This is a genomic window from Noviherbaspirillum sedimenti (assembly GCF_003590835.1).
Lineage (GTDB): Bacteria > Pseudomonadota > Gammaproteobacteria > Burkholderiales > Burkholderiaceae_D > Paucimonas > Paucimonas sedimenti.
Genome location: NZ_QYUQ01000002.1, coordinates 4363436 through 4386435 on the forward strand (window position 1 = coordinate 4363436; position 23000 = coordinate 4386435).

18 protein-coding genes and 1 pseudogene are annotated in these 23000 nt (G+C 60.8%); 18 read left to right on the forward strand and 1 reads right to left on the reverse strand.

Annotated elements, in window-relative coordinates; all coding sequences use genetic code 11:
• The first annotated feature begins 8 nt into the window (after positions 1-8).
• The 17 genes and pseudogenes from D3878_RS20250 (at position 9) to D3878_RS20330 (ending at position 20465) form a co-directional block, all read left to right on the forward strand.
• Positions 9-782, forward strand: a complete 774-nt coding sequence (locus D3878_RS20250) for a FadR/GntR family transcriptional regulator (protein ID WP_119787121.1) — start codon at positions 9-11, stop codon at positions 780-782.
• Positions 783-805: 23 nt separating this feature from the next.
• Positions 806-2074 (forward strand): 3-oxo-tetronate kinase, encoded by a 1269-nt coding sequence (gene otnK / locus D3878_RS20255; protein WP_119787122.1) that lies wholly within the window; start codon positions 806-808, stop codon positions 2072-2074.
• A complete protein-coding gene (gene otnC, locus D3878_RS20260; RefSeq protein ID WP_119787123.1) occupies positions 2071-2709 on the forward strand; it encodes a 3-oxo-tetronate 4-phosphate decarboxylase in 639 nt (212 codons plus the stop codon). The genes otnK and otnC overlap by 4 nt, the downstream gene beginning before the upstream one ends.
• Positions 2710-2721: 12 nt before the next feature.
• Complete coding sequence (otnI, locus tag D3878_RS20265; protein WP_119787124.1) at positions 2722-3558, forward strand: 2-oxo-tetronate isomerase; 837 nt, start codon at positions 2722-2724, stop codon at positions 3556-3558.
• 22 nt (positions 3559-3580) lie between these two features.
• Positions 3581-4567 (forward strand): TRAP transporter substrate-binding protein, encoded by a 987-nt coding sequence (locus D3878_RS20270; protein ID WP_119787125.1) that lies wholly within the window; start codon positions 3581-3583, stop codon positions 4565-4567.
• A gap of 55 nt (positions 4568-4622) precedes the next feature.
• Complete coding sequence (locus D3878_RS20275) at positions 4623-5135, forward strand: TRAP transporter small permease (RefSeq protein ID WP_119787126.1); 513 nt, start codon at positions 4623-4625, stop codon at positions 5133-5135.
• 18 nt (positions 5136-5153) lie between these two features.
• Positions 5154-6439: pseudogene (locus D3878_RS20280) on the forward strand (TRAP transporter large permease).
• An 80-nt stretch (positions 6440-6519) separates the two neighbouring features.
• On the forward strand, positions 6520-7788 hold the full coding sequence (locus tag D3878_RS20285; protein WP_119787127.1) for a glycerate kinase type-2 family protein: 1269 nt from the start codon (positions 6520-6522) through the stop codon (positions 7786-7788).
• Between the two features lie 400 nt (positions 7789-8188).
• Positions 8189-9610, forward strand: a complete 1422-nt coding sequence (aspA, locus tag D3878_RS20290) for an aspartate ammonia-lyase (protein WP_119787128.1) — start codon at positions 8189-8191, stop codon at positions 9608-9610.
• Between the two features lie 35 nt (positions 9611-9645).
• Positions 9646-10953 carry a dicarboxylate/amino acid:cation symporter gene (locus D3878_RS20295; protein ID WP_119787129.1) on the forward strand — a complete coding sequence of 436 codons (1308 nt, stop codon included), beginning with the start codon at positions 9646-9648 and terminating at the stop codon, positions 10951-10953.
• A 105-nt stretch (positions 10954-11058) separates the two neighbouring features.
• On the forward strand, positions 11059-11814 hold the full coding sequence (locus D3878_RS20300) for a sulfite exporter TauE/SafE family protein (RefSeq protein WP_119787130.1): 756 nt from the start codon (positions 11059-11061) through the stop codon (positions 11812-11814).
• 30 nt (positions 11815-11844) lie between these two features.
• Positions 11845-13719, forward strand: a complete 1875-nt coding sequence (locus D3878_RS20305) for a sensor histidine kinase (protein WP_119787131.1) — start codon at positions 11845-11847, stop codon at positions 13717-13719.
• The gene (locus D3878_RS20310) at positions 13712-15046 is read left to right on the forward strand and encodes a sigma-54-dependent transcriptional regulator (RefSeq protein WP_119787132.1); all 1335 of its coding nucleotides are present in this window, start codon (positions 13712-13714) and stop codon (positions 15044-15046) included. Before D3878_RS20305 ends, D3878_RS20310 begins: the two co-directional genes overlap by 8 nt.
• A 152-nt stretch (positions 15047-15198) precedes the next feature.
• Positions 15199-16632: an aldehyde dehydrogenase family protein gene (locus D3878_RS20315; protein WP_119787133.1), complete on the forward strand. Its 1434-nt coding sequence runs from the start codon at positions 15199-15201 to the stop codon at positions 16630-16632.
• A 4-nt stretch (positions 16633-16636) separates the two neighbouring features.
• Complete coding sequence (locus tag D3878_RS20320; protein WP_119787134.1) at positions 16637-17446, forward strand: shikimate dehydrogenase family protein; 810 nt, start codon at positions 16637-16639, stop codon at positions 17444-17446.
• Between the two features lie 13 nt (positions 17447-17459).
• Positions 17460-18860, forward strand: a complete 1401-nt coding sequence (locus tag D3878_RS20325) for an FAD-binding oxidoreductase (protein WP_119787135.1) — start codon at positions 17460-17462, stop codon at positions 18858-18860.
• Between the two features lie 6 nt (positions 18861-18866).
• On the forward strand, positions 18867-20465 hold the full coding sequence (locus tag D3878_RS20330) for a GMC family oxidoreductase (RefSeq protein WP_119787136.1): 1599 nt from the start codon (positions 18867-18869) through the stop codon (positions 20463-20465).
• 38 nt (positions 20466-20503) lie between these two features.
• Here D3878_RS20330 and D3878_RS20335 read toward each other — a convergent pair whose 3' ends face one another.
• Positions 20504-21532 (reverse strand): LacI family DNA-binding transcriptional regulator, encoded by a 1029-nt coding sequence (locus D3878_RS20335; RefSeq protein WP_119787137.1) that lies wholly within the window; start codon positions 21530-21532, stop codon positions 20504-20506.
• A gap of 214 nt (positions 21533-21746) precedes the next feature.
• Here D3878_RS20335 and D3878_RS20340 point away from each other — a divergent pair, with 214 nt between their 5' ends.
• Positions 21747-22961: an ABC transporter substrate-binding protein gene (locus tag D3878_RS20340; protein WP_119787138.1), complete on the forward strand. Its 1215-nt coding sequence runs from the start codon at positions 21747-21749 to the stop codon at positions 22959-22961.
• Positions 22962-23000 lie beyond the last annotated feature (39 nt).

Here is a 23000-nt window from a genome sequence, read left to right on the forward strand (position 1 = left end):
AAATTTGCATGGCTACCGATTCACTATTTCAAGTCGAACCCCTTGCCACTCAGGCAAAAATGCCGGAACGGGTGACGCTGGCTTTGCAAGAACTGATTCGCAAAGGCGCGTACCCGCCCAAATCGCGCCTGCCATCCGAAGCGGAAATGGCGCAGCATTTCGGTGTCAGCCGGACGGTGATCCGGGAAGCGGTAACGCGGCTGAAAGCGGAAGGCTTGGTGGAATCACGGCAAGGCAGTGGCGTCTTCGTGCGCGAAGCCGGCCTCGATACGCCATTCCGGATCGATCCCGGCGTGATCGATTCCATCCAGGAAGTGCTGCAGGTGGCAGAGTTGCGGCGCGGCGTCGAGGCTGAAATCGCGGCGCTGGCTGCGGAACGTGCGACCAAGCAGCAGATCAAGGAAATCGGCATGAGGCTCAAAGCAATCGATGCCGATGTTGCGGCCGGGGGCGATGGCGTGGCTGCCGATATCGAGTTCCACCGCAGCATTGCGCGTGCTACCGACAATCCGCATTTCCTCGCCCTGTGGGATTTTCTCAGCCAGTTCCTCAAGGGCACGATCAAGCTGACGCGCGCGTGGGAAGCACAGCGCAAGGAAAGCCGCAACCAGGTATTGGAAGAACATCGCGCGCTGTATGCCGCAATTATGCAGCGCGATCCGGAAGCCGCCCGCGCAGCCGCACGCAGGCATATGGAAATGTCATCTCACCGGATTCGCACCATCGATCCCGATTTTGTGGCGCAGAACGACCAAAAATTTGCCGGTAAGCGCGGCAGTTAAATAATCTTACAACAGACAATTGTATGGCTCTTTTACTCGGATGCATTGCCGACGATTTCACCGGCGCCACTGACTTGGCCGGCATGCTGGTGCGCGCCGGCATGCGCACGGTGCAAATGATCGGCGTGCCGCAAACACCCCTGCCCGGCGATGTCGATGCCGTGGTGATTGCATTGAAGTCGCGCACCATTCCCGCTCAGGAAGCGATCGAGGAATCGCTCGCCGCCCTGACATGGCTGCAGAATGCCGGTTGCCGCCAGTTTTATTTCAAGTATTGCTCGACCTTCGATTCCACCGACGCCGGCAATATCGGTCCGGTGACGGATGCGCTCATGCGCGCGCTGAATACGGATTTTACGATCGCCTGCCCCGCCTTCCCGGAAAATAAACGCACGATTTTCAAAGCTTACCTGTTTGTCGGCGATGTGCTGCTGAATGAAAGCGGCATGCGCGACCATCCGCTCACACCGATGACCGATGCGAATCTGGTACGGGTGCTGCAGCGGCAGACCAGCCGCAAGGTGGGCTTGATCAGTCATGACGTCATCGCTGGCGGCAGCGGCGCGATCAATGGCCATATCGCCGCGCTCAAGCGCGACGGCGTTGAGATCGCTATTGTCGATGCCGTCTCCAATCAGGACCTGATGATCATCGGCGAAGCGCTGGCCGACATGCCGCTGGTGACCGCCGGCTCCGGCATTGCGCTTGGCTTGCCGCAGAACTTCAGGAAGGCAGGATTGCTCAAGACAGGTGAGGCAGCGGATGCATTGCAAGTGCCGCAAGGCTTGCGCGCCATCGTCTCCGGCAGCTGCTCGGTAGCGACCAATGCGCAAGTCGCGCATTTCATCGAAGCCGGCCGCCCGGCATTTTCCATCGACCCGTTGCGCCTGGCAGCCGGAGAAGATGTCGTCGGTACGGCGCTGGCATGGGCCACACCCCTGCTGCAGGAAGGCCCGCCGCTGATCTATGCCACCGCCAAACCGGAAAGCGTGAAAGCCGCCCAGGCAAAACTCGGCGTGGAGCGCGCCGGCACGATCGTGGAAGAAGCGCTCGCATCGATTGCCAGAGGCCTGGTCGAGCGCGGCGTTCGTCAATTCCTGGTCGCCGGCGGCGAAACGTCGGGCGCCGTGGTCAAGGCGCTTGGTGTGACCGGCTTGCATATCGGTCCGCAAATCGACCCGGGCGTGCCATGGACGACGACCCTGGGCGAGAAGCCGCTGGCGCTTGCCCTCAAATCCGGCAACTTCGGCAGCGTCGATTTCTTCACCAAAGCCTGGAGCCTGCTGCCATGAATGAATCGGCACTGCGTGAACATATCTGTGAATGCGGCAAGTCGCTGTACGACCGCGGCCTGGCCACCGGCAGCAGCGGCAATATCAGCGTGCGCCTGGACGATGGCTGGCTGCTGACGCCCACCAATGCCTGCCTGGGCAAGCTCGATCCGGCCCGACTCTCCAAGCTGGACTGGCAGGGCAATCTGGTGTCCGGCGACCCGGCATCCAAGGAAGCCTTCCTGCACCGCGCGATGTACGAAGAGCGCAGCGGCGCCGGCGCCATCGTGCACCTGCATTCGACCCATTCTGCCGCGGTGTCCTGCATGTCGGGACTGGATGCGTGTGACTGCATTCCGCCGCTGACGGCCTACTTCGTGATGAAGATCGGCAAACTGCCTTTGATTCCCTATCATCGGCCGGGCGATCCCAAATTGGGCGACGCGATTCGCGGACTCGCCGGCAAGCATAACGCCGTGCTGCTGGCCAACCATGGCCCGGTCGTTTCAGGAAAGAACCTGGAAGCGGCACAGTATGCCACCGAGGAATTGGAAGAAACCGCGAAGCTATTCCTGCTTTTGCGCGGACATAATCCCCGCGCATTGAATGCAGAGCAGATTAATGAATTAAAACAAGTGTTCCAGCTGGATCAGTAACAAGGAAATATTGTGCCGAAATTTGCCGCCAACCTAACGATGATGTTCAACGAAGTGCCGTTCATGGAACGGTTTTCCGCCGCGGCGCAAGCTGGCTTTACCGCGGTTGAATTCCTGTTCCCGTACGAGCATGCGGCGGAAGACATCGCCCGCCAGCTGCGAGAGCATGGCTTGCAGAATGTGCTGTTCAATATGCCGCCGGGGGACTGGGGCGCGGGCGAACGCGGCATCGCGTCGCTGCCCGGACGCGAAGCCGAGTTTCGCGACGGTGTCGCCAAGGCCATTGAATATGCCAAGGCGCTCGGCACGCCGCGCCTGCATGTGATGGCGGGACTCTTGCCGGAAGGCGCAGACCGCGCCCGCCACCGTGCCGTGTATATCGACAATGTGCGCTATGCATGCCGGGAAGCGGCAAAGCATGGCATCACGATCCTGCTCGAACCGATCAATACGCGCGATATCCCTGGGTATTTTCTGAATACGCAAGCCGATGCACATGCCATCCGTGAAGAAGTTGGCGCGGAAAATCTCAAGGTCCAGATGGACTTTTACCACGTGCAGATCGTGGAAGGCGACATTGCCATGAAAGTGCGACGCTACCTTCCCCATATCGGACATATCCAGATTGCGAGCGTGCCAATGCGGCATGAGCCGGATACCGGCGAAGTCAACTACCCTTATTTGTTTGCACTGCTCGACGAATTGGGTTACGACGGATGGCTTGGTTGCGAATACCGTCCGGCCAAAGGCACCGTGGAAGGCCTTGGATGGATGCAAGCCTATACGACGAACCGAACTGTCACAGAAGATGAATCACCCCGCAGTACCGGCGATATTCGCCAAACTTAAATAAAGCCCTAGGAGACAAAGCATGAAAACTTTACGCGTAACCGCCATTGCCCTTGCTGTATCCAGTTTGGCATTGAGCTTCGTACCGGCTGCAGCAACCGCGCAAACCGTGATGCGCATCAGCGTCTCGACCGCGCAAAACTCGCACCAGGGCGTCGCCATCGACACCCTTGCCAAGGAAGTCGAAAAGCGCACCAACGGCCGCTACAAGATCCAGACCTTCTACGGCGGCGCGCTCGGCGGCGAGCGCGAAGCAACCGAAGCCGTGCAGCTCGGCACCCAGGAATTGACCTGGACCTCGACCGGCCCGATTCCGAATTTCGTGCCGGACGTGAAGATCCTCGACATCCCGTTCCTGCTCCGCGACTATGCGCATGCGCGCGCCGTGCTGGACGGCCCGATCGGCCAAGACATGCTGAAGAAGTTCGATGCCAAGGGAATCAAGGCGCTGGCCTGGGGCGAAAACGGCTACCGTCACATGACTAACAACAAGCGCCCGATCCACACGCCGGAAGACTTGAGGGGGCTCAAGTTGCGCACCATGGAAAACCCGGTGCACATCCAGGCTTACAAGGGCTTCGGCCTCATCCCGACGCCGATGGCCTTCACCGAGGTATTCACGGCAATGCAGCAGGGGACTGTCGATGGCCAGGAAAACCCGCTGTCGGTCATCGTCGCCAACAAATTCGAGCAAGTGCAAAAACACTTGAGCCTGACCGGTCATGTCTATTCGCCGGGTATCTTCCTGATGAACAAGGAAGCATTTGAAAAGCTGTCGCCGGCCGACCAGAAGGCATTCCTCGAAGCCGCCAAGGTCGCCGCCAAGGCCAACCGCGACCGCGTCGACCAGGATGAAAAGACGGCGGTAAAAGACTTGCGCGCCAAAGGCATGCAGGTGGTCGAGAACGTCGACCGAGCCAAGTTCCAGGCGGCGTTGACGCCGGTGTTCGCCGAATTTGAAAAGCAATTCGGCAAAGCCAACATCGACAAGATCCGCGACTACAAATAAGTGGCCAGTCCCATGCCCCGCGGATTGCGGGGCATTTCACCATTTCGGAACTCCTATGAACAAGTTCGAACAGATGTTCATCGCGGCCAACCGCTGGATATTGATTTTCCTGCTGGCGGCGATGTCGGTTATCGTCTTCGCCAACGTCGTCATGCGCTATGTGACCGATGCCTCGATCCCCTGGTCCGAGGAAGTGTCGCGCCACATGATGATCTGGCTGACCTTTATCGGCGGCGGACTGGTGCTGCGCAGCGGCGGCCATATCGCCATCGACAATCTGCAAGACGCGCTGTCGACCCCTGCGGCGCGCGCCATGCGCGGCTTCGTGCTGGCGCTGATGGTCATCTTCTTGCTGCTGCTGGTCTATCACGGCTGGAATTACGTCAGCCGCACGATGGTGCAGACCACCGCGGCCACCGAGATCCCGTTCGGCTACATCTATCTGGCCATGCCGATCGGCGCTGCGCTGATGCTGGTGCACCTGGCGCTCATCGCGCGCCGTTGGCTGCTGCATCGCGAGTTCATCGCCGACGAGGATTTCGATGCCACTTCCAGCGCCTCACTATAGTCAGGATAAAACATGAGCATGAGCCTAATTCTCGTCATTGCCGCCTGCGCGCTGCTGGCAATCGGCATGCCGGTGGCATTCGCCCTCGGTCTTGCGACCAGCATCGCCGTGCTTGCGGCCGGCAATTTTTCAATGATCGTGGTGCTAAAGGAAACTTTCACCGGGATCGACAGTTTTCCGCTGATGGCGGTGCCCTTCTTCATCCTCGCGGCGGAGCTGATGAGCGGAGGATCGCTGACCATGGTATTGCTGCGTTTCGCGTCGCAGTTCGTCGGCCACAAGCGCGGCGGCCTGGGCTATACCAACATCGCGTCGCTGACCTTCTTCTCCGGCATTTCCGGCTCGGCGCTGGCCGACGCGGCCGGCCCCGGATCGATGATGATCAAGATGATGGACAAGGCCGGTTACGACCGCGCCTACTCGGGCGCGCTGACCGCTTCGACGGCGATCGTCGGGCCGATCATCCCGCCTTCGATTATCATGATCATCTACGGCCTGCAGGACGAGCGGGTATCGATCGGCGCCTTGTTCATGGCCGGCTTCGTGCCCGGTATCCTGATCGCAATCGCCATGTCGGTGGTCAACTGGCGCATTTCCACCAAGCGCAATTATCGCGGCGAAGGTTGTTTTCCGCCTTGGAGCGAAGTCTGGCGTAATACGGTGCAGGCGGTGCCGGCGCTGATGCTGCCGGTCTTGATTCTGGGCGGCATGCGGGCCGGTTGGTTCACGCCGACTGAAGCATCTGTGGTGGCGGTATTCTACGCGCTCGTCTGCGGCAAATGGATGTATCGGACATTGGAATGGAAAGCCTTGCCGCATATTCTCATCCGCTCGGCGCTGCTGACGGCATCCGTCTTGATTATCATAGGATTTTCGGCGGCATTCGCATGGGTGCTGACGGTCGAGCGCGTGCCTTATGCAATGGCCGAATGGATCACGCAGTTGCAACTGTCGCCCTGGATGCTGCTGATCGCTATCAATATCCTGCTGCTTGTCTTCGGCATCTTCATCGAGCCGCTGCCGGGCGTGATGGTGCTGGTGCCGATCTTGGCGCCGGTGACTGCGGCGGCTGGCATCGACCCTATCCACTTTGCGATAATCGTGATCTTCAACCTCACGCTGGGCATGATCACACCGCCGGTGGGGGGCTGTTGTTCGTCACGTCAAATGTCGCCAAGATTCCGCTTCCGGCGCTGACCCGAGAGCTGAAACCATTTTTGTATGCGCATGGCGTGGTGCTGATTTTATTGACCTTCATTCCCTCGCTGTCGACGGGATTGCCGCATCTGCTAGGCTTTAAATAGGCCCATCGGCGAAAAGCAGCGCGGTTCGGCGGCGCCGGACCGCCTGCGCGTATAACAAGTCATTCACAAGGGATCTCACTATGACCGCGATCGATGCGCATCAGCTTTTGCTCGACATGTACGCCGGCGCGGTGGCCGCCGTCAGCGCTGAAAAATGTCTCCCGCCATTTTTGCCCGAACCGCCGGTCAATGGCCGCACGCTGGTCATCGGCGCCGGCAAGGGCGCAGCCGCCATGGCACAGACCGTCGAACGGCACTGGCAGGGCGACATGAGCGGCCTGGTGGTGACGCGCTATGGACACGGTGCCGCATGCCAGCGCATCGAAGTCGTGGAAGCTGCGCACCCGGTGCCGGATGAAGCAGGCAGGCGAGCTGCCGCGCGCATGATGGATATGGTGCGCAACTTGAGTGCAGACGACTTGGTGCTATGCCTGATCTCCGGCGGGGGCTCCGCCTTGCTGACCATGCCGGCGCCGGGCACCACGCTGGAACAGAAGCAGGCCTTGAACAAGGCGCTGCTCAAGAGCGGCGCGACGATTTCCGAAATGAATTGCGTGCGCAAGCATATCTCTGCCATCAAGGGCGGCAACCTGGCGCTGGCCTGCGCACCGGCCAGGGTGGTGACTTTGCTGATTTCGGATGTGCCCGGAGACGACCCGGGCGTGATCGCCAGCGGACCCACGCTGCCCGACCCCACCACCTGCGAAGATGCTTTGGCAATCTTGCGCAAGTACGCCATCGACATTCCCGATAATGTCCGGGAACATTTGGCGTCAGGTAAAGGCGAGACGCCCAAGCCCGGGGATCCGCGCTTTGCACGCAATGAGCACCATGTGGTCGCCACCGCGCAGCAGGCGCTGGAAGCCGCCGCGCAAGTCGCACGGGCGGCTGGCGTCACACCCTACATCCTGTCCGACGAAATGGAAGGCCAGGCACGCGACGTCGGGCTGGTGCATGCGGCGCTGGCCCGGCAGGCGGCGCTGCGCAATCAGCCGTTTGCCAAACCCTGCGTATTGCTCTCCGGCGGCGAGACAACGGTGACGGTACGCGGCACGGGCCGTGGCGGGCGCAACGCGGAGTTTTTGCTCAGCTTTGCCGCCGCGATGAATGGCTTGGGGGGCGTGCATGCGATTGCCTGCGACACCGACGGCATTGACGGCTCGGAAGACAATGCTGGGGCAATCTATGATCCTGAGTCCCTGACGCGCGCTCAGCAACTGGGCCTGAATGCGGCATCCATGCTCGACAATAACGATGGCTATGGATTTTTCAGCGCGCTCGGCGACTTGGTGGTGACTGGACCGACGCGTACCAATGTCAATGATTTCCGGGCGATTCTGGTCCTTTAAGTTCTGCATTTACTCAGTAGTCGGCAAGTAAGACAACATGTGCCAGGCTTTCCCGTATGGAGAAGGGCTAATTTTGTCGTCTTAGTTGGCGACGCCTGAGTAATGACAGTATCCGACCCAGTCCGCAATTCTGCCGGCCGGGTAACTTTGGAGCCCTCCCACAAATGTCAGAAGCAGTGGTCGTCGGCTGTATGACTAGTCGCACCTGACCCGTTCATTCGGATTTCCGAACACCCTTGCCGGATATTTTCCGGAAAACCGTCCGATGAGGCGCCACTTGAAGAAAATTACATAGAATAATCAATGGGTTGCGATTGATTTGTGATTGGCATGCTCCGTGCAATAGAGGCAGTACGCCGCGCACTCGCGTGGTAGCCAAACATATAACGGAGATACACCCATGAATGCAGCTACAACCCGCATCGAGCACGATCTGCTCGGCGACCGAGAAGTCCCCGGTGCGGTCTATTACGGCGTCCATACGCTGCGTGCGCTGGAAAATTTCGATATCACCGGCATTTCGATTGCCGTCTACCCTGACCTGATCCGCGCCCTTGCGCAGATCAAGCAGGCCGCCACCCAGGCCAACCATCAGCTTGGCCTGCTTGACGCCAGGCGCGCCGACGCCATTGTCGCCGCCTGTAAAGAGCTGATCGACGGCCGCTGGCATGAACAGTTCGTCGTCGATGTCATCCAGGGCGGCGCAGGCACCTCGACCAACATGAACGCCAACGAGGTCATTGCCAATCGGGCGCTGGAAATCCTCGGACACGCCAGGGGCGAGTACCAGCATCTGCACCCGAACCAGCACGTCAACATGAGCCAGTCGACCAACGATGTCTATCCGACAGCGCTCAAGCTTGCCACCTACGCCGGGATTTTCCGCCTGGTCGATGCCATGGCCTACCTGCGCTGCGCCATGGAGCGCAAGGCCAAGGAATTCGCTGACGTGCTGAAAATGGGCCGCACCCAGTTGCAGGACGCCGTGCCGATGACCCTCGGCCAGGAATTCTCCACCTACGCTGTCATGCTGGGCGAAGACGAGGAGCGCCTGAAGGAAGCTGCATTGCTGATTTGCGAGATCAATCTGGGCGCCACCGCCATCGGCACCGGCATCAACGCCCACCCGGATTACGCCGCGCTGGTGTGCCGCCGCCTGGCCGACATCAGCGGCGTGCCGGTGGTCACGGCGCCGAACCTGATTGAGGCAACGCAGGATTGCGGCAGCTTTGTGCAACTCTCCGGTGTGTTGAAACGCGTCGCCGTCAAGCTTTCCAAGGTCTGCAACGACCTGCGCCTGCTCTCGTCCGGCCCGCGCGCCGGCTTCGGCGAGATCAATCTGCCGCCGCGCCAGGCAGGATCTTCTATCATGCCCGGCAAGGTCAATCCGGTCATCCCGGAAGTGGTCAACCAGATCGCCTTCGAAGTCATCGGCAACGACACCACCGTGACCTTTGCCGCCGAAGCCGGCCAGCTGCAGTTGAATGCCTTTGAACCGATCATCGCCCACAGCCTCTTCAAGAGCGCACAGCACCTCGCCAAGGGGTGCAAGGCGCTGGCCGATTACTGCATCGATGGCATCACTGCCAACCGCGACACGCTGCGCGCCAGCGTCGAGCGCTCGATCGGCATCGTCACCGCGCTCAATCCCTACATCGGCTACGCCAACGCGACCGAAATCGCCGCCGAAGCCCATCTCAGCGGCCGTGGCGTCGCCGAGATCGTGCTCGAACGACAGCTGATGAGTGTCGAGCGCCTGGCCGAGGTGCTGCGTCCCGAAGTGCTGACCAAACCGCAAATGATTCCGGCCCTGGCTGCCTGAGCCGCGCCGTATTTCTAAACATTAAGGAAACCATCATGAAAATGAACCGGTTAACATCGCTGATCATGATTGCCATGGCACTCGGCGTCATTGTCGGCTACGCGTGCAATACGCTCGCCGGCAGCCCGGCTGAAGCCAAGGAAATTGCCTCCTACTTCGGCATCCTGACCGATATCTTTCTACGCATGATCAAGATGATCATCGCCCCGCTGGTCTTTGCCACCCTGGTGGCCGGACTGGCCGGCATGGGGGATTCGAAAGCGGTTGGCCGCATCGGCGTCAAAGCCCTTGGCTGGTTCGTCGCTGCATCGCTATGCTCGCTGGCCCTGGGGCTGGTGTTCGCCAACCTGTTCCAGCCGGGCGCGCATCTGGACGTGCCGCTGCCGGAGGTCGGCAGCGCGGTCGGTCTGAAAACCAGCGCCTTGAACCTGAAGGATTTCATTACCCATGTCTTCCCGAAGAATATCTTCGAGGCGATGGCCGGCAACGAAATCTTGCAGATCCTGGTGTTCGCGGTCTTTTTCGGGCTGGCCCTGGGCCAGTTGCATAACCGGGCGGCGCATAGCCTGGTGGGCACGCTCGAAGAAGTTGTGCATGTCATGCTCAAGGTCACCGACTTCGTCATGCGCTTTGCTCCGATCGGCGTCTTCGGCGCAGTGGCCGGCATCATTACGACCCAGGGGCTGGGCATGCTGGCGGTGTTCGGGAAATTCCTGCTGTCCTTCTACATCGCCCTGGCTGCCCTGTGGCTGGTGCTGATCGCGGCCGGTTACTGCGTGCTCGGCAAGGATGTCTTCCGCCTGCTCAAGCTGATCCGCAGCCCGCTGCTGCTCGGCTTTTCCACCGCGAGCAGCGAGTCGGCCTACCCAAAATTGATGGAGCAACTGGAAAAATTCGGCATCCGGGATCGCATCACCGGCTTCGTGCTGCCCCTGGGTTACTCCTTCAACCTCGATGGGTCGATGATCTATTGCACATTTGCCGCGCTCTTCGTCGCCCAGGCCTATGGCATCGAGCTGACCCTCACCACGCAGATCACCATGCTGCTGATCCTGATGATTTCCAGCAAGGGGATCGCCGGCGTGCCGCGCGCCTCGCTGGTGGTGGTTGCAGCGGTGCTGCCGATGTTCGGGCTGCCGGAGGCAGGTTTGCTGCTGATTCTCGGCATTGACCACTTCCTCGACATGGGACGGACGGTGACCAACGTGCTCGGCAATGCCATTGCCACCGCCGTCGTGGCCAAATGGGAAAACGGCATCGCTACGGTGGACGACGCCGTCGCCGAAGCCGAAGGCGCCCTGCCGGCTCCCGAGGATGCGCTGGCGCTTGCCAAGGCGGCATGAGCAGCGCCGCCTGAAATCTGACGTCTCTCCGGTGTGGCGCTGCCTGCGCTATACCGATTCCGGACCCGGCGGCATGCTTGCCGGGTCCATTTTTTTGCGAATCAAATGATAGTTGACTGGTACATCCTTGCTCCTGCCGCCTTCTTCGCCGGCATGGTCGATGCCGTGGTGGGCGGCGGCGGCCTGATCCAGATTCCGGTGCTGCTCGCCCAGTTTCCGCAGACGGCCATTCCGGCGCTGTTCGGCACCAACAAGGTGTCGAGCATCGCCGGCACCGGCGCTGCGCTCTGGCGCTATGCGCGCAGCGTGCGCATCCCCTGGGCCGTGGTGCTGCCCGCCACCGTCGCCGCGCTGATCGGCGCCTGGGGCGGCGCCGCGCTGGTCGCCTGGATTCCGCGCCAGACGATGCAGCCGATGATCGTCGTCCTGATGGTCGCCGTCGGCCTCTATACTTTCCTGAAGAAAGACCTCGGTCAGCAAGTGACGCGCGTGCTGCACGGCGGCGACCGCTGGAAGGGCGCATTGTTCGGCTTCGTCATCGGCGCCTACGATGGCTTTTTCGGGCCGGGCACCGGCAGCTTTCTGATCTTCGGCTTCGTCCGTCTTTTCGGCATGGATTTCGTGCAGGGATCGGCCAGCGCCAAGGTCATCAATTTCGCCACCAACCTCTCGGCGATCGCCTTTTTCGCCAGCCACGGCCCCATCCTGTGGAAGGTCGGGTTGATCATGGCGGCCTGCAACCTGGCCGGCGCCTATCTCGGCACCCACTTGGCGATAAGGCACGGCGCCGGCCTGATCCGCAAGGCTTTCCTCGGCGTCGTCGCCATTCTGGTCATCAAACAACTGGTGGAAATCCTCTAGAATAGACTTTCCAGCCGCCACGCCGCCGCCATGCCCAGCCGCCCCCTGCGCTATCTGCCGATCCTGATGCTGTTCCTCATCCTGACGGCGCTGAGCGGCTTCATTGCGCACCGTCTTGCCCTGCAACTCGGCTTGGCCGAATTGCAGGCAACAGGCCAGCACCGGCTCGACCTGTATACCGCCAGCCTGGAACGCGAAATCGGCAAATATGCGTTTCTACCCGGTACGCTCGCCCTCGAGCGTGATGTGCTGGCGCTGCTCAGGCAAGGCAAGGACGCCAGGTTGACCGCGCAGGTCAACGCCTATCTCGAGCAGCTCAACGACCGCGCCGGCACGCTGTCGATCTACGTCATCGACACCGCCGGTCATGTCGTCGCCTCCAGCAACTGGCGCAGCGCCGACAGCTTCATCGGCGAAGACCTCGCTTTCCGCCCATATTTCCTCGAGGCGATGGAAAGCGGCAGCAGCAACGGGCGTTTCTTCGGCATCGGCACCACGCGTGGCGAGCCCGGCTATTACCTGGCCTCGGCGCTGGCCGACGATGCCACGACGCTGGGCGTGGCCGTCATCAAGGTCAGCCTGGAGCAGTTTGAAAAGTCATGGACCACGGTCGAAGCTCCCGCCCTGGTGAGCGACGAGAATGGCGTGGTCATCCTCAGTTCGGTCGCCGACTGGAAATTCACCACGCTGCGCCCGCTCGACGATGCGACGCGCAGCGCCTTCGACCGCACCCGGCAGTACAACCGCCGCGCCCTGACGCCGCTCGGCCTGAAAGCGCTGCGCGAACTCGGGCACGGCGCACAGCTCGTCAGCATCGCCAGGGAGAGCCCCGGAATGGCTTTGCCCTCCCCGCTGGCCGGGCGCTTCCTGGCGCAATCGCGCGCGCTGCCCGGCACGCCGTGGACGCTGACCGTACTCTCGCATCTGGAGCAGGTCGACGATATCGCACAAAGCCGGGCTGCCGTGGCCGTCGCCGCCGCCGCGTTGCTCTTCCTGCTGGGCCTGATCGCCAACCAGCGCCGGCGTCACCTGAGAGACCGCCTGGCCGCGCGCGAAGCGCTGCAGACAGCGCACGACCAGCTGGAGCGTAAGGTGGACGAGCGCACCGCCGATCTCTCGGCTGCCAACCAGCAGTTGCAGGATGAAATTGCCGAGCGCATCCGTGCTGAGCGGACCTTGCGTGCCGCCCAGGACGGACTGGTGCAGGCAGGCAAGCTGGCAGTCATCGGCCAGCTATCGACCGGCATTGCCCATGAGCTCAATCAGCCGTTGGCTGCACTGCGCACGCTCTCCGGCAACAGCGTGCGCTTCCTCGATCGCGGCGACCTTGCTACCACCCGCACCAATCTGGAACGCATTGCCCAATTGGTCGATCGCATGGGGCGCATCACCGGCCAGTTGCGCAACTTTGCGCGCAAATCCAGCGGCCAGTTGCAGGCGGTGCCGCTGTGCCGCGCCATCGACAATGCGCTGGCGCTGCTCGAAGCGCGCCTGATTCAGGCCAATGCCGAGGTGCGCCGCAGCTGCCCGCTGCCCGAGCCGGTCGCCCTGTGCGACGTCAACCGGCTGGAACAAGTGCTGATCAACCTGATCGGCAATGCCCTGGACGCCATGGAAGGCCAGGACGCGCCTTGCATCGACATCGGCTGCGAACGCATCGGCCGCCAGGCGCGCCTGACGGTGCGCGATTACGGGCCAGGACTGGACGACGACGCCATCCAGCACCTGTTCGAACCGTTTTTCACCACCAAGCAGGCCGGTGTGGGCCTGGGTCTTGGCCTGACTATTTCCGCCGGCATCATTCGCGATTTCGGCGGCACCCTGGCTGGCGCCAACCATCCCGAGGGCGGCGCCATATTTACCCTGGAAATCCCCCTCTGTGACGAGAACGAACACAATGACTGAAGCCTTGAAAGTACTGATCATTGAAGACGACCCGGATGTCGCGCTTGGCTGTGAGCAAGCCCTGCAGCTCGAAGGCATCGCCGCCGAATGCGTCGGCAGCGCCGAGCAGGCCCGTCGCCGGCTGGGTCCCGATTTCCGCGGCATCGTCATCAGCGACATCCGGCTGCCGAAAATGGACGGCATGAGTTTTTTGCGTGAAATCCTGGGCATCGACCCGGAATTGCCCGTGGTGCTGATCACTGGCCATGGCGATATCTCGATGGCTGTGCAGGCGATGAAGGATGGCGCGCACGACTTCATCCAGAAGCCGTTCGCCCCGGAATACCTGGTCGAAGTGGTGCGCCGGGCGCTGGAAAAGCGCAGTCTCGTTCTGGAAGTGCGCGATCTGCGCCGCCAGCTCGAGCAGCGCGATCAGCTCGAAGGCCGGTTGATCGGCCGTTCGCTATCCATGCAAAAAGTCCGCAGCATGGTGGCCGGCCTGGCCAACAGTGCCGCCGACGTGTTGATTCATGGCGAAACCGGCACCGGCAAGGAGCTGGTCGCGCGCTGCCTGCATGAGGCCAGTGCGCGCCGGCACGGCAACTTCGTTGCCATCAATTGCGGCGGGTTGCCGGAAACCCTGTTCGAAAGCGAGATTTTCGGCCACGAAGCCGGGGCTTACACGGGCGCCGCAAAAAAACGCATCGGCAAGATCGAACACGCCAACGGCGGCACCCTGTTCCTCGACGAAATCGAGAGCATGCCGCTCGCCATGCAGGTCAAGCTGCTGCGCGTGTTGCAGGAACGCACGCTGGAACGTCTTGGTTCCAACACGCCGATTCCCATCGACTGCCGCGTCATTGCCGCGACCAAAACCGACCTGGTCGAGCTTGCCGCCAAGGGCGGCTTCCGCAGCGATCTCTATTACCGGCTCAGCGTGGCCACGCTGGATCTGCCGCCACTACGCGAACGGCGCGAAGATATTCCGCTGCTTTTCGAACATTTTATACTTCAAAGCGCGGCCCGCCATCAACGCCAGGTTCCAGAAATGACGCCCGGCCGCATCAGCCAACTGGTCGGCTATGGCTGGCCGGGCAACATCCGCGAACTGCGCAATGTCGCTGACCGCTGCGTCCTCGGCATCGAGAGCGGCTCTCCCCCTTTCGGCCAGCCGCAAACCGACGGCCCGACACCGCTCGCCGAGACGGTCGAGGCTTTTGAGCGCGCATTGATCGCCGATGCCCTGCGCCGCCATGGCAGCCTCGCCCGCACTGCCGAAGCGCTGGCCGTGGCCAAGACGACGCTGCACGACAAGATCAAAAAATACGGGCTGGATGAAAGTAGTTAGTTGGACTAGGCATCGCGTCTATCGCTTGCTTAATTGGCCACCATTTTGCGAAAAAATGAAGCGCTTCAAATTTATCTTTACATATTTTAATTTGTTTTGTAAATTAGGCGAATATTTAATATTGAAGCGCTTCAAATACAGGTGGTGTCCCCATGTTTAAAAATTATATTGCTGGTGAATGGATTGATGGCGTCGCCGCCAATTGCAATGTCAATCCTTCGGATACCAACGACATCGTTGGTGAATACGCCAGGGCGGATGCACGGCAGACTACCATGGCGGTGGATGCGGCCTTCGAGGCTCAGTGGGTCTGGCGCAAGCTGACGGCGGAGGATCGCGCCGACGCCATGGATCGCATCGGTAGCGAGCTATTGGTCCGGCGAGAAGAGCTCGGTCGCTTGCTGTCTCGCGAGGAGGGAAAAACGCTTGCCGAAGGCATAGGCGAAGTGGTCCGCGCCGGGCGAGTTTTCAAGTTTTTTGCCGGCGAAGCGCTGCGCCTGGGGGGAGAAAAGCTGCCGGGCATTCGCCAGGGCGTCGAGGTGGATGTCGTCAGGGAGCCCGAAGGGGTCGTCGGGATCATCACGCCGTGGAATTTTCCGATTGCCATTCCTGCCTGGAAAATCGCACCGGCGCTGGCCTATGGGAATGCGGTGGTGTTCAAGCCCGCCGACCTGGTGCCAGGGAGCGCCTGGGCGCTCAGTGAGATCATCGCTCGTGCCGGCAATTTGCCTGCGGGCGTTTTCAACCTTGTGATGGGACCCGGCTCGCAAGTGGGGGATACGATCGTGAAATCGCCCAAGGTTCGTGCCGTCAGCTTTACCGGTTCCACCGGGACCGGCCGTCGCATCGGCATCGAATGCATGACGCGTGGTGCGAAAGTCCAGCTTGAGATGGGCGGCAAAAATCCGCTGGTCATTCTCGATGATGCCGATATCGATGTCGCCGTATCGGTTGCCTTGAGCGGTTCCTTTTTCTCGTCCGGGCAGCGCTGCACCGCTTCGAGCAGGTTGATCGTGCAGGCTGGAATTCACGATGACTTCGTGGCAGCGATGATCGAGCGGCTGTCGCGTCTGAAAGTCGGCAATGCCTTGCATTCGGATACCGAGATGGGGCCGGTGGCGTCCCGGGACCAGCTGGATCAGGATATCGCCTACATTGAATCCGCCCGTGCCGACGGTTGCGTTCTCGCCTTCGGCGGCGAAGTCCTGCAGCGCGAAACGCCGGGCTACTACCTGTCTCCAGCACTGTTTACAGAAACCCGTAACCACATGAAGATCAATCGTGAAGAAGTGTTCGGGCCGGTCGCGACCGTCATCAAGGTTGGCGATTACGAGCAGGCGCTTGCCACCGCAAACGATACCGAGTTCGGCCTTTCTTCCGGGATTTGCACCACCTCCCTGAAATACGCGAGCGACTTCAGGCGCTCTTCCAGCGCGGGCATGGTCATGGTGAACCTGCCCACGGCGGGTGTCGACTATCACGCGCCATTCGGCGGACGCAAAGGGTCCAGCTATGGCGCCAGGGAGCAAGGCGCCTATGCACGCGAATTCTATACGTCTGTGAAAACTTCCTACACTCTGGCTTGAGATCATGAGAGAGATTACTGGAGCAACGCGGCTGTACGCCATCATTGCCGACCCCATCCATCACGTTAAAACGCCGCAGGCGATCAATCGGCTGTTTCAGGAGCAGGGCGCGGACTCGGTGATGGTGCCGATACATGTAAGCCCGGAAGGTTTGAGCAATGCCGTGGCGGGCCTGCGGGCCATGAAAAATCTGGATGGCTTCGTTGTGACCGTGCCGCACAAGACGTCAATCGTCGCCTTGTGCGACGAGCTGACCCCGGCGGCAGAACGCATCGGCGCAGTCAATGTCGTGCGACGCGACAAGGACGGCCGTTTGCACGGCGACATCCTGGATGGCCAGGGCTTCGTCGCTGGCCTGAAGCGGGAAGGCATCGACCCCGCCGGCAAGAGCGTTTATCTGGCTGGGGCGGGCGGGGCGGCAAATGCGATCGCCTTTGCCCTGGCGGACGCGGGTGTCAGGCATCTGACTGTCGCCAACCGCACGCAATCGAAAGCACGGGATTTGCTCGATCGCATCGTTTCGGCGTATCCGGGGCTTTCTTCTTCGGTCGGCACGGATGACCCTGCCGGCCATGATCTGGTGGTCAATGGCACTTCCCTGGGATTGCGGCCAGAGGATGCGCTTCCTTGCGACGCCAGCCGTCTCGATTTTTCCCAGACTGTCGCCGAAATCATCATGCAACCGGCGGAGACGCCGTTGCTGGCGGCCGCCAGGGAAAAAGGCTGCCGCATCCATTTCGGCGCCCCCATGCTGGCGTGCCAGATCGAATTGATGGCGGCTTTTATGAGCGGCTCGGGAAAACAATGTGGCTGAAGGGAAGATACGAATGAATCCGGATATTCTGATCGAGCGTTTTCTTGAGATCGTCGGTGATCGCGGCGTGATTACCGATCCAGCGGATCTTGAACACTATTGCACGGACTGGCGCGGCGTCTTCAAGGGAAAGGCGATGTGTGTCGTGCTGCCGCAGGCCACAGCGCAGGTCGCGGCGGTCGTCAGGCTGTGTGCGGCGGAAAATGTGCCTCTGGTTCCCCACGGCGGCAACACCGGTCTTTCCGGCGGCGCCACGCCGGACGACAGCGGTCAGCAGGTCATTCTCTCGTTGTCGCGCATGGCCGCGATCCGCAGCATCGATGGCATCGGCGAGACGATGGAAGTCGAAGCCGGCTGCATCCTGCAGGTGGCCCAGGAGGCCGCCGCCGAGAGCGGCATGCTGTTGCCGATCAGCCTCGCCGCGGAAGGTTCAGCCAAGATCGGCGGCATCCTGTCAACCAATGCAGGCGGCACCAATGTGCTCCGCTACGGCATGGCGCGCGGGCGGGTGCTGGGGCTGGAAGTGGTGACCGCGGAAGGCGAGATCGTCAATGGGCTGCGTCAACTACGCAAGGATAATGCCGGATACGACTGGAAACAGCTCTTCATCGGTACCGAAGGCACGCTCGGGATTATTACCGCGGCGGTGCTCCAGCTGGCCCCCATGCCGCGTCACAAGGCCACGGCCTTCATCGCGGTCGATTCGCCCGAGGATGCCTTGAAAGTGTTGCGGGCGGCGCGCCAGGAAATCGGCGAGGCACTGAACGCATTCGAATTGATGTCGGGGCCGTCGGTCGATCTGGTCGTGCGCCACCTGGGCATCGCCTTGCCGGTCGGCGCAGCGCCCTGGTACGTGCTGCTCGAAGCCACTTCATCGCTGGGGGGCTTGCGCGAAGGCGTCGAGCAGCTTTTCGAGAAGGTGTTCGAGCGTGAAGAGGCGAGCGATGGCGTGATCGCCGAGTCCGAACGGCAGGAGATGGAGCTGTGGAGCATTCGCGAGTCCATCACCGAATGCGAATCCCGCGCCGGACGCTCGGTGAAGCATGATGTTTCCGTGCCGATTTCCAGCATTCCGTCATTCCTGCAGGTTGCCAGCGAGGCGGTCGAGCGCGCGTTCCCGAATGTGCGCGTGAATGCCTTCGGCCACGCCGGCGACGGCAACATGCACTTTAATGTAATTGTGCCGCCGGAGACCGATGCGCTTGCGCTCAACCGGCTGGTGCATGATCTGGTTGTCCAGTACGGCGGCAGCATCTCCGCCGAACACGGCATCGGCCAGTACCGGGTCGGCGAACTCGTACGTTGCCGCTCCGAACCCGAGCTGAAGCTGGCGGTTCGGGTCAAGCGTGCGCTCGATCCCAGAAATTTATTAAATCCGGGAAAAGTGCTTCCCGCATTCTTGATAGCCAAGTAAAAAATAATGAGCAACTTCGATTACATCATTGTCGGCGGCGGTACGGCTGGATGCATACTTGCCAATCGTCTTAGCGCGTCAGGCAAACATCGCGTCCTGATGTTGGAGGCGGGCGGCGAGGCGAAAAGCATGTGGATCAATATTCCAGCCGGCTTTACCAAGCTGCTGGTCAATCCCAGGTACAACTGGCGCTTTCAGACCGAACCCGAGGCGAATACGCAGGGGCGTGTCATTGCGGTCCCCCGTGGCAAAGGCTTGGGCGGATCAACCCTGATCAACGGCATGATCTACGCGCGCGGACAACCTGAGGATTACGATTGCTGGGAAAAATCCGGGGCGCAAGGCTGGGGATTCAAGGATGTCGAGCCGTATTTCAAGAAACTTGAAAACTATTCGCCCGGTAATGACCGGCGCGGCCGCCAAGGTCCGATGTACCTTGAACAGGTCCGTGAGCGTTTTCCGGTATCCGACGCGTTCTTGCAGGCTGCGCATGAGGATGGGCATCCCTACAATGAAGACTACAACGCGGGACGTCAGGATGGATTTGGTTATTATCAGGTCAATCAAAACAAGGGGCGTCGCTGGAGTGTCGTTGACGCTTACCTGAACCCTGCCAGGAATCGGAAAAATCTGACGATCGAAACGCATGCCCATGTTCTTCGTCTGGACCTGAAGGGACGGCGCTGCGTCGGTGTCACGTACCGCAAGGGGGGCGCGGAATTTTCGGTCAAGGCGAATATTGAAGTGATCATGGCAGCCGGCGCCATACAGACGCCGCAGATTCTCGAGCTGTCCGGAATCGGCAACCCGGCACTGTTGCAATCCCTCGGAATCGCGGTGACGCATGCCTTGCCGGGCGTTGGTGAAAACTACATCGACCATTTTGCGACGCGCATGAACTGGCGGGTCAAGGACACGCTCACCCTCAATGAATTGTCCCGCGGTTGGCGGCTCATGCGGGCCGTCGCCGAGTACTATGCCCGCAAGAGGGGCATCCTGACCCTGGGCACAGGCCTGGTCCATGGTTTCGTTAAAACGGACCCGGCGCTGGCCACGCCGGATGCACAGTATTTTTTCGTTCATGCGAGCTATGCGAATGCCGCCGAGCGCAAACTGGATCGCCATCCCGGCATGACGATAGGCGTGGCGCAGTTGCGGCCGGAGTCGGTCGGCAGCATTCATATCCGTTCCGCCGATCCGCTCGCCGGGCCTTCGATTCGCCCCAATTTCCTGGCTGCCGAGGTCGATCGGCAGTGCATCGTGCGCTCGATGCAGATCGCCCGGCGGATCGTCGAACGGCCAGCCATGATGCCTTACGTTGAATCCGAGACGAGCCCCGGCGCCGCGGTGCAGCGGGACGAGGATTGGCTGGCGTTCGCACGCGCGAACGGGCAAACGATTTATCATCCGATTGGCACCTGCCGCATGGGCAAGGACGATGCCGCCGTCGTCGATCTTCGGCTCAGGCTGCAAGGCTTGACGGGCTTGCGGGTGGCCGATGCTTCGGTGATGCCGAAGATGGTGTCCGGCAATACGCAAGCCGCAGTCATGATGGTCGCCGAAAAGGCGGCGGACCTGATCCTGGAGGATGGTAGGGCGAGATGATGGGGGGAGGGGCGGCGCGCGCGTCGCCTCCAGCTATATCACTTATGTGGCGGGGGCGGCGCCAGGCTGCCTCTTTCGATGATTTCCGTTGTCAGGCGCTCGTCCTCGGTCATCTCCTGGTTTTCGATCAGGGCGACGATCTTTTTCGCGGTGCGTACGCCAATTTCGTTAATCGGCACGCGAACAGTCGTCAGCGGCGGCGTGGTGATGCGGGCGAAATCGATGTCGTCAAAGCCGGTGATGGATAGTGACGCCGGCACATCGATGCCGCGCCGGGCGCATTCATGAACGGCGCCGATTGCGTGAAGGTCGGTTCCGCATATGAGTGCGGTCGGGTGGTACTTTCCTTGCCAGAGTTTGTCTATCGCATATTCGCCGCCTTCGATTGAAAACGGCGCTTCGATGATCCACTCCACAGGGATATCCAGACCGGCTTCCTTCAGGCCCGCAAGAGTGCCGGACAGGCGGGCCCTGGAGCGCTCATTGTGCATGGTCGGGCCGCCGCAATAGGCAATGTGCTTGTGCCCTTTTGCAACAACCCGGCAAGCCATCTCGTATGCCGCGAAATGGTTCGAGAACCCGACCTTGTGCTGGTAATCCGTTTCATCGACCGACCAGGTGAGGACGTAAGGAAGGTTCCGCTGGCGAATCAGATTGAAAATACCATCATCGTGATCCGCGCCGATCAGAATGATGCCATCGATGCTGCGCTCGACAATGGCGCGCACGACGCTGAGCTCGCCCTCGGGGTTGTATTCATGGCTGCCTATGATGAGCTGATATCCGAGCTCGGCCAAAGTCTGCTGAAGGGAGTCGATCGAATTGGCAAACATGGGGTTCTTCAGCGTCGGATAGATCACGGCGATGGAACCCGTTTTCCGTGACGCAAGCGCCCTGGCGGCGCCGTTTCGAACATAACCCAGCTGGGATACGGCGGTCATGACCTTGGCAAGCGTTTTCGGCTTCACCTGGTTGGGGACTGACAGGGCGCGCGAGGCGCTGCCGAGCGAGACGCCGGCCAGTTTGGCAACGTCTTCCAGTCGGGCTAGGTTTTGGGGTTTGTTCATGACTGACTCCGGATGGCGTGCAAATCGCTGTGGTCGCGAGGATATACGGAATAGCCGGCAGGCGGCAAACAAATAAATTCTTGTAAAATGAAGCGCTTCAAAAAAATGTATGCTAATCTTTCCATACATGGAGATGCAAGGTCTCCATCAATAATAAAGCGCTTCATTTTGCTTGTATACATAAGTATCTTCAAATTAAAAAGAGGAGACATACATGAATAAATTCACTCGGAAGTGCCTGTCCCTGGCTGTGGGATTGGGCGTGTCGCTGGCCTCGGCCGGTTCTGTTTGCGCGGCTGACTTGAAAGTTGGCGCGCTGTATCCCTTTAGCGGCGGTTTGGCCTTGCTGGGCAACGAAAGTTTCCGCGGTCTCGAACTCGCGATCGAAGAACGCAACGCTGCCGGTGGCGTTGGCGGGCAGAAGATCGTCCTGGTCAAGGCGGATGCGGTTGACGCCAACCAGGCTGTCGGCGAAGCCCGTCGCCTGACGTCGGTGGAGGGCGTGTCGGCTGTGTTCGGTAGCTATTCCTCGGCGCTGGCGTTTGCTGCAACCCAGGTGACCGAACTGGCGGGCATTCCCTATTTCGAATTGGGGGCGGTATCCGATCCGGTCACGGGGCGCGGCTACAAATACGTTTTTCGCAGCAATCCGACTGCCAAGTCCTTTGCCGAAGCCATGCTGGACGGTGTGAAGCATGTCGTTGCCCCGGCCTTGAAGGTGGATCCGAAGTCGCTGCGCATTGCGATCATTCATGAAGACAGTCTGTACGGCACCACCATCGCCGGTTTTCAAAAGGAATTCGCCGCCAAGCAAGGCTTGAATATCGTCGAAACGCTGCCCTACTCGGCAAAATCCGTCGACTTGTCTTCGCTGATCCTGCGCCTGAAGGGCGCGAAGGCTGATGTCGTGCTGCAGACCTCGTACCAGAACGACACCATCCTCTTCTTTAGCCAGGCCAAGGCTGCCGGCTATAAGCCCAAGGCAGCGATCGGCGCCGGTGGCGGTTACTCGATGGCCGACACCGCCGCGGCACTGGGTGACACTCTGAACGGTGCGTTCAGCGCCGACTTTACCCAGTATGAAACCCGCGAGGATGGCGCCCCTGGCCTGTCCAAGTTTGTCGCCCTGTACCAGAAGCGCTATGGCAGCGCGCCGCGTTCCGGCCACAGCCTGGCCAACTATACCGGCGCGAAGGCATTCCTGGACGTGCTTGCCACAGCCGGTTCCACCGACAAGGACAAGATCCGTGCCGCAGTCCTGGCCTACAAGAAGAATGCCGGCACGACTCCCGCCGGATGGGGTTTCGAATTCGGCGAGGATGGCCAGAACAAGCTGGCCAGGGCCAACCTCATGCAGTGGCAAAACGGCAAGCTGATGACCGTTTACCCGAAAGCGGCCGCCGTGGCCGAGCCGGTGGTCGGCCGCTAATCCTGTCCTGATCTGCTTTCGCCGCGCGTCCCGCTAGCC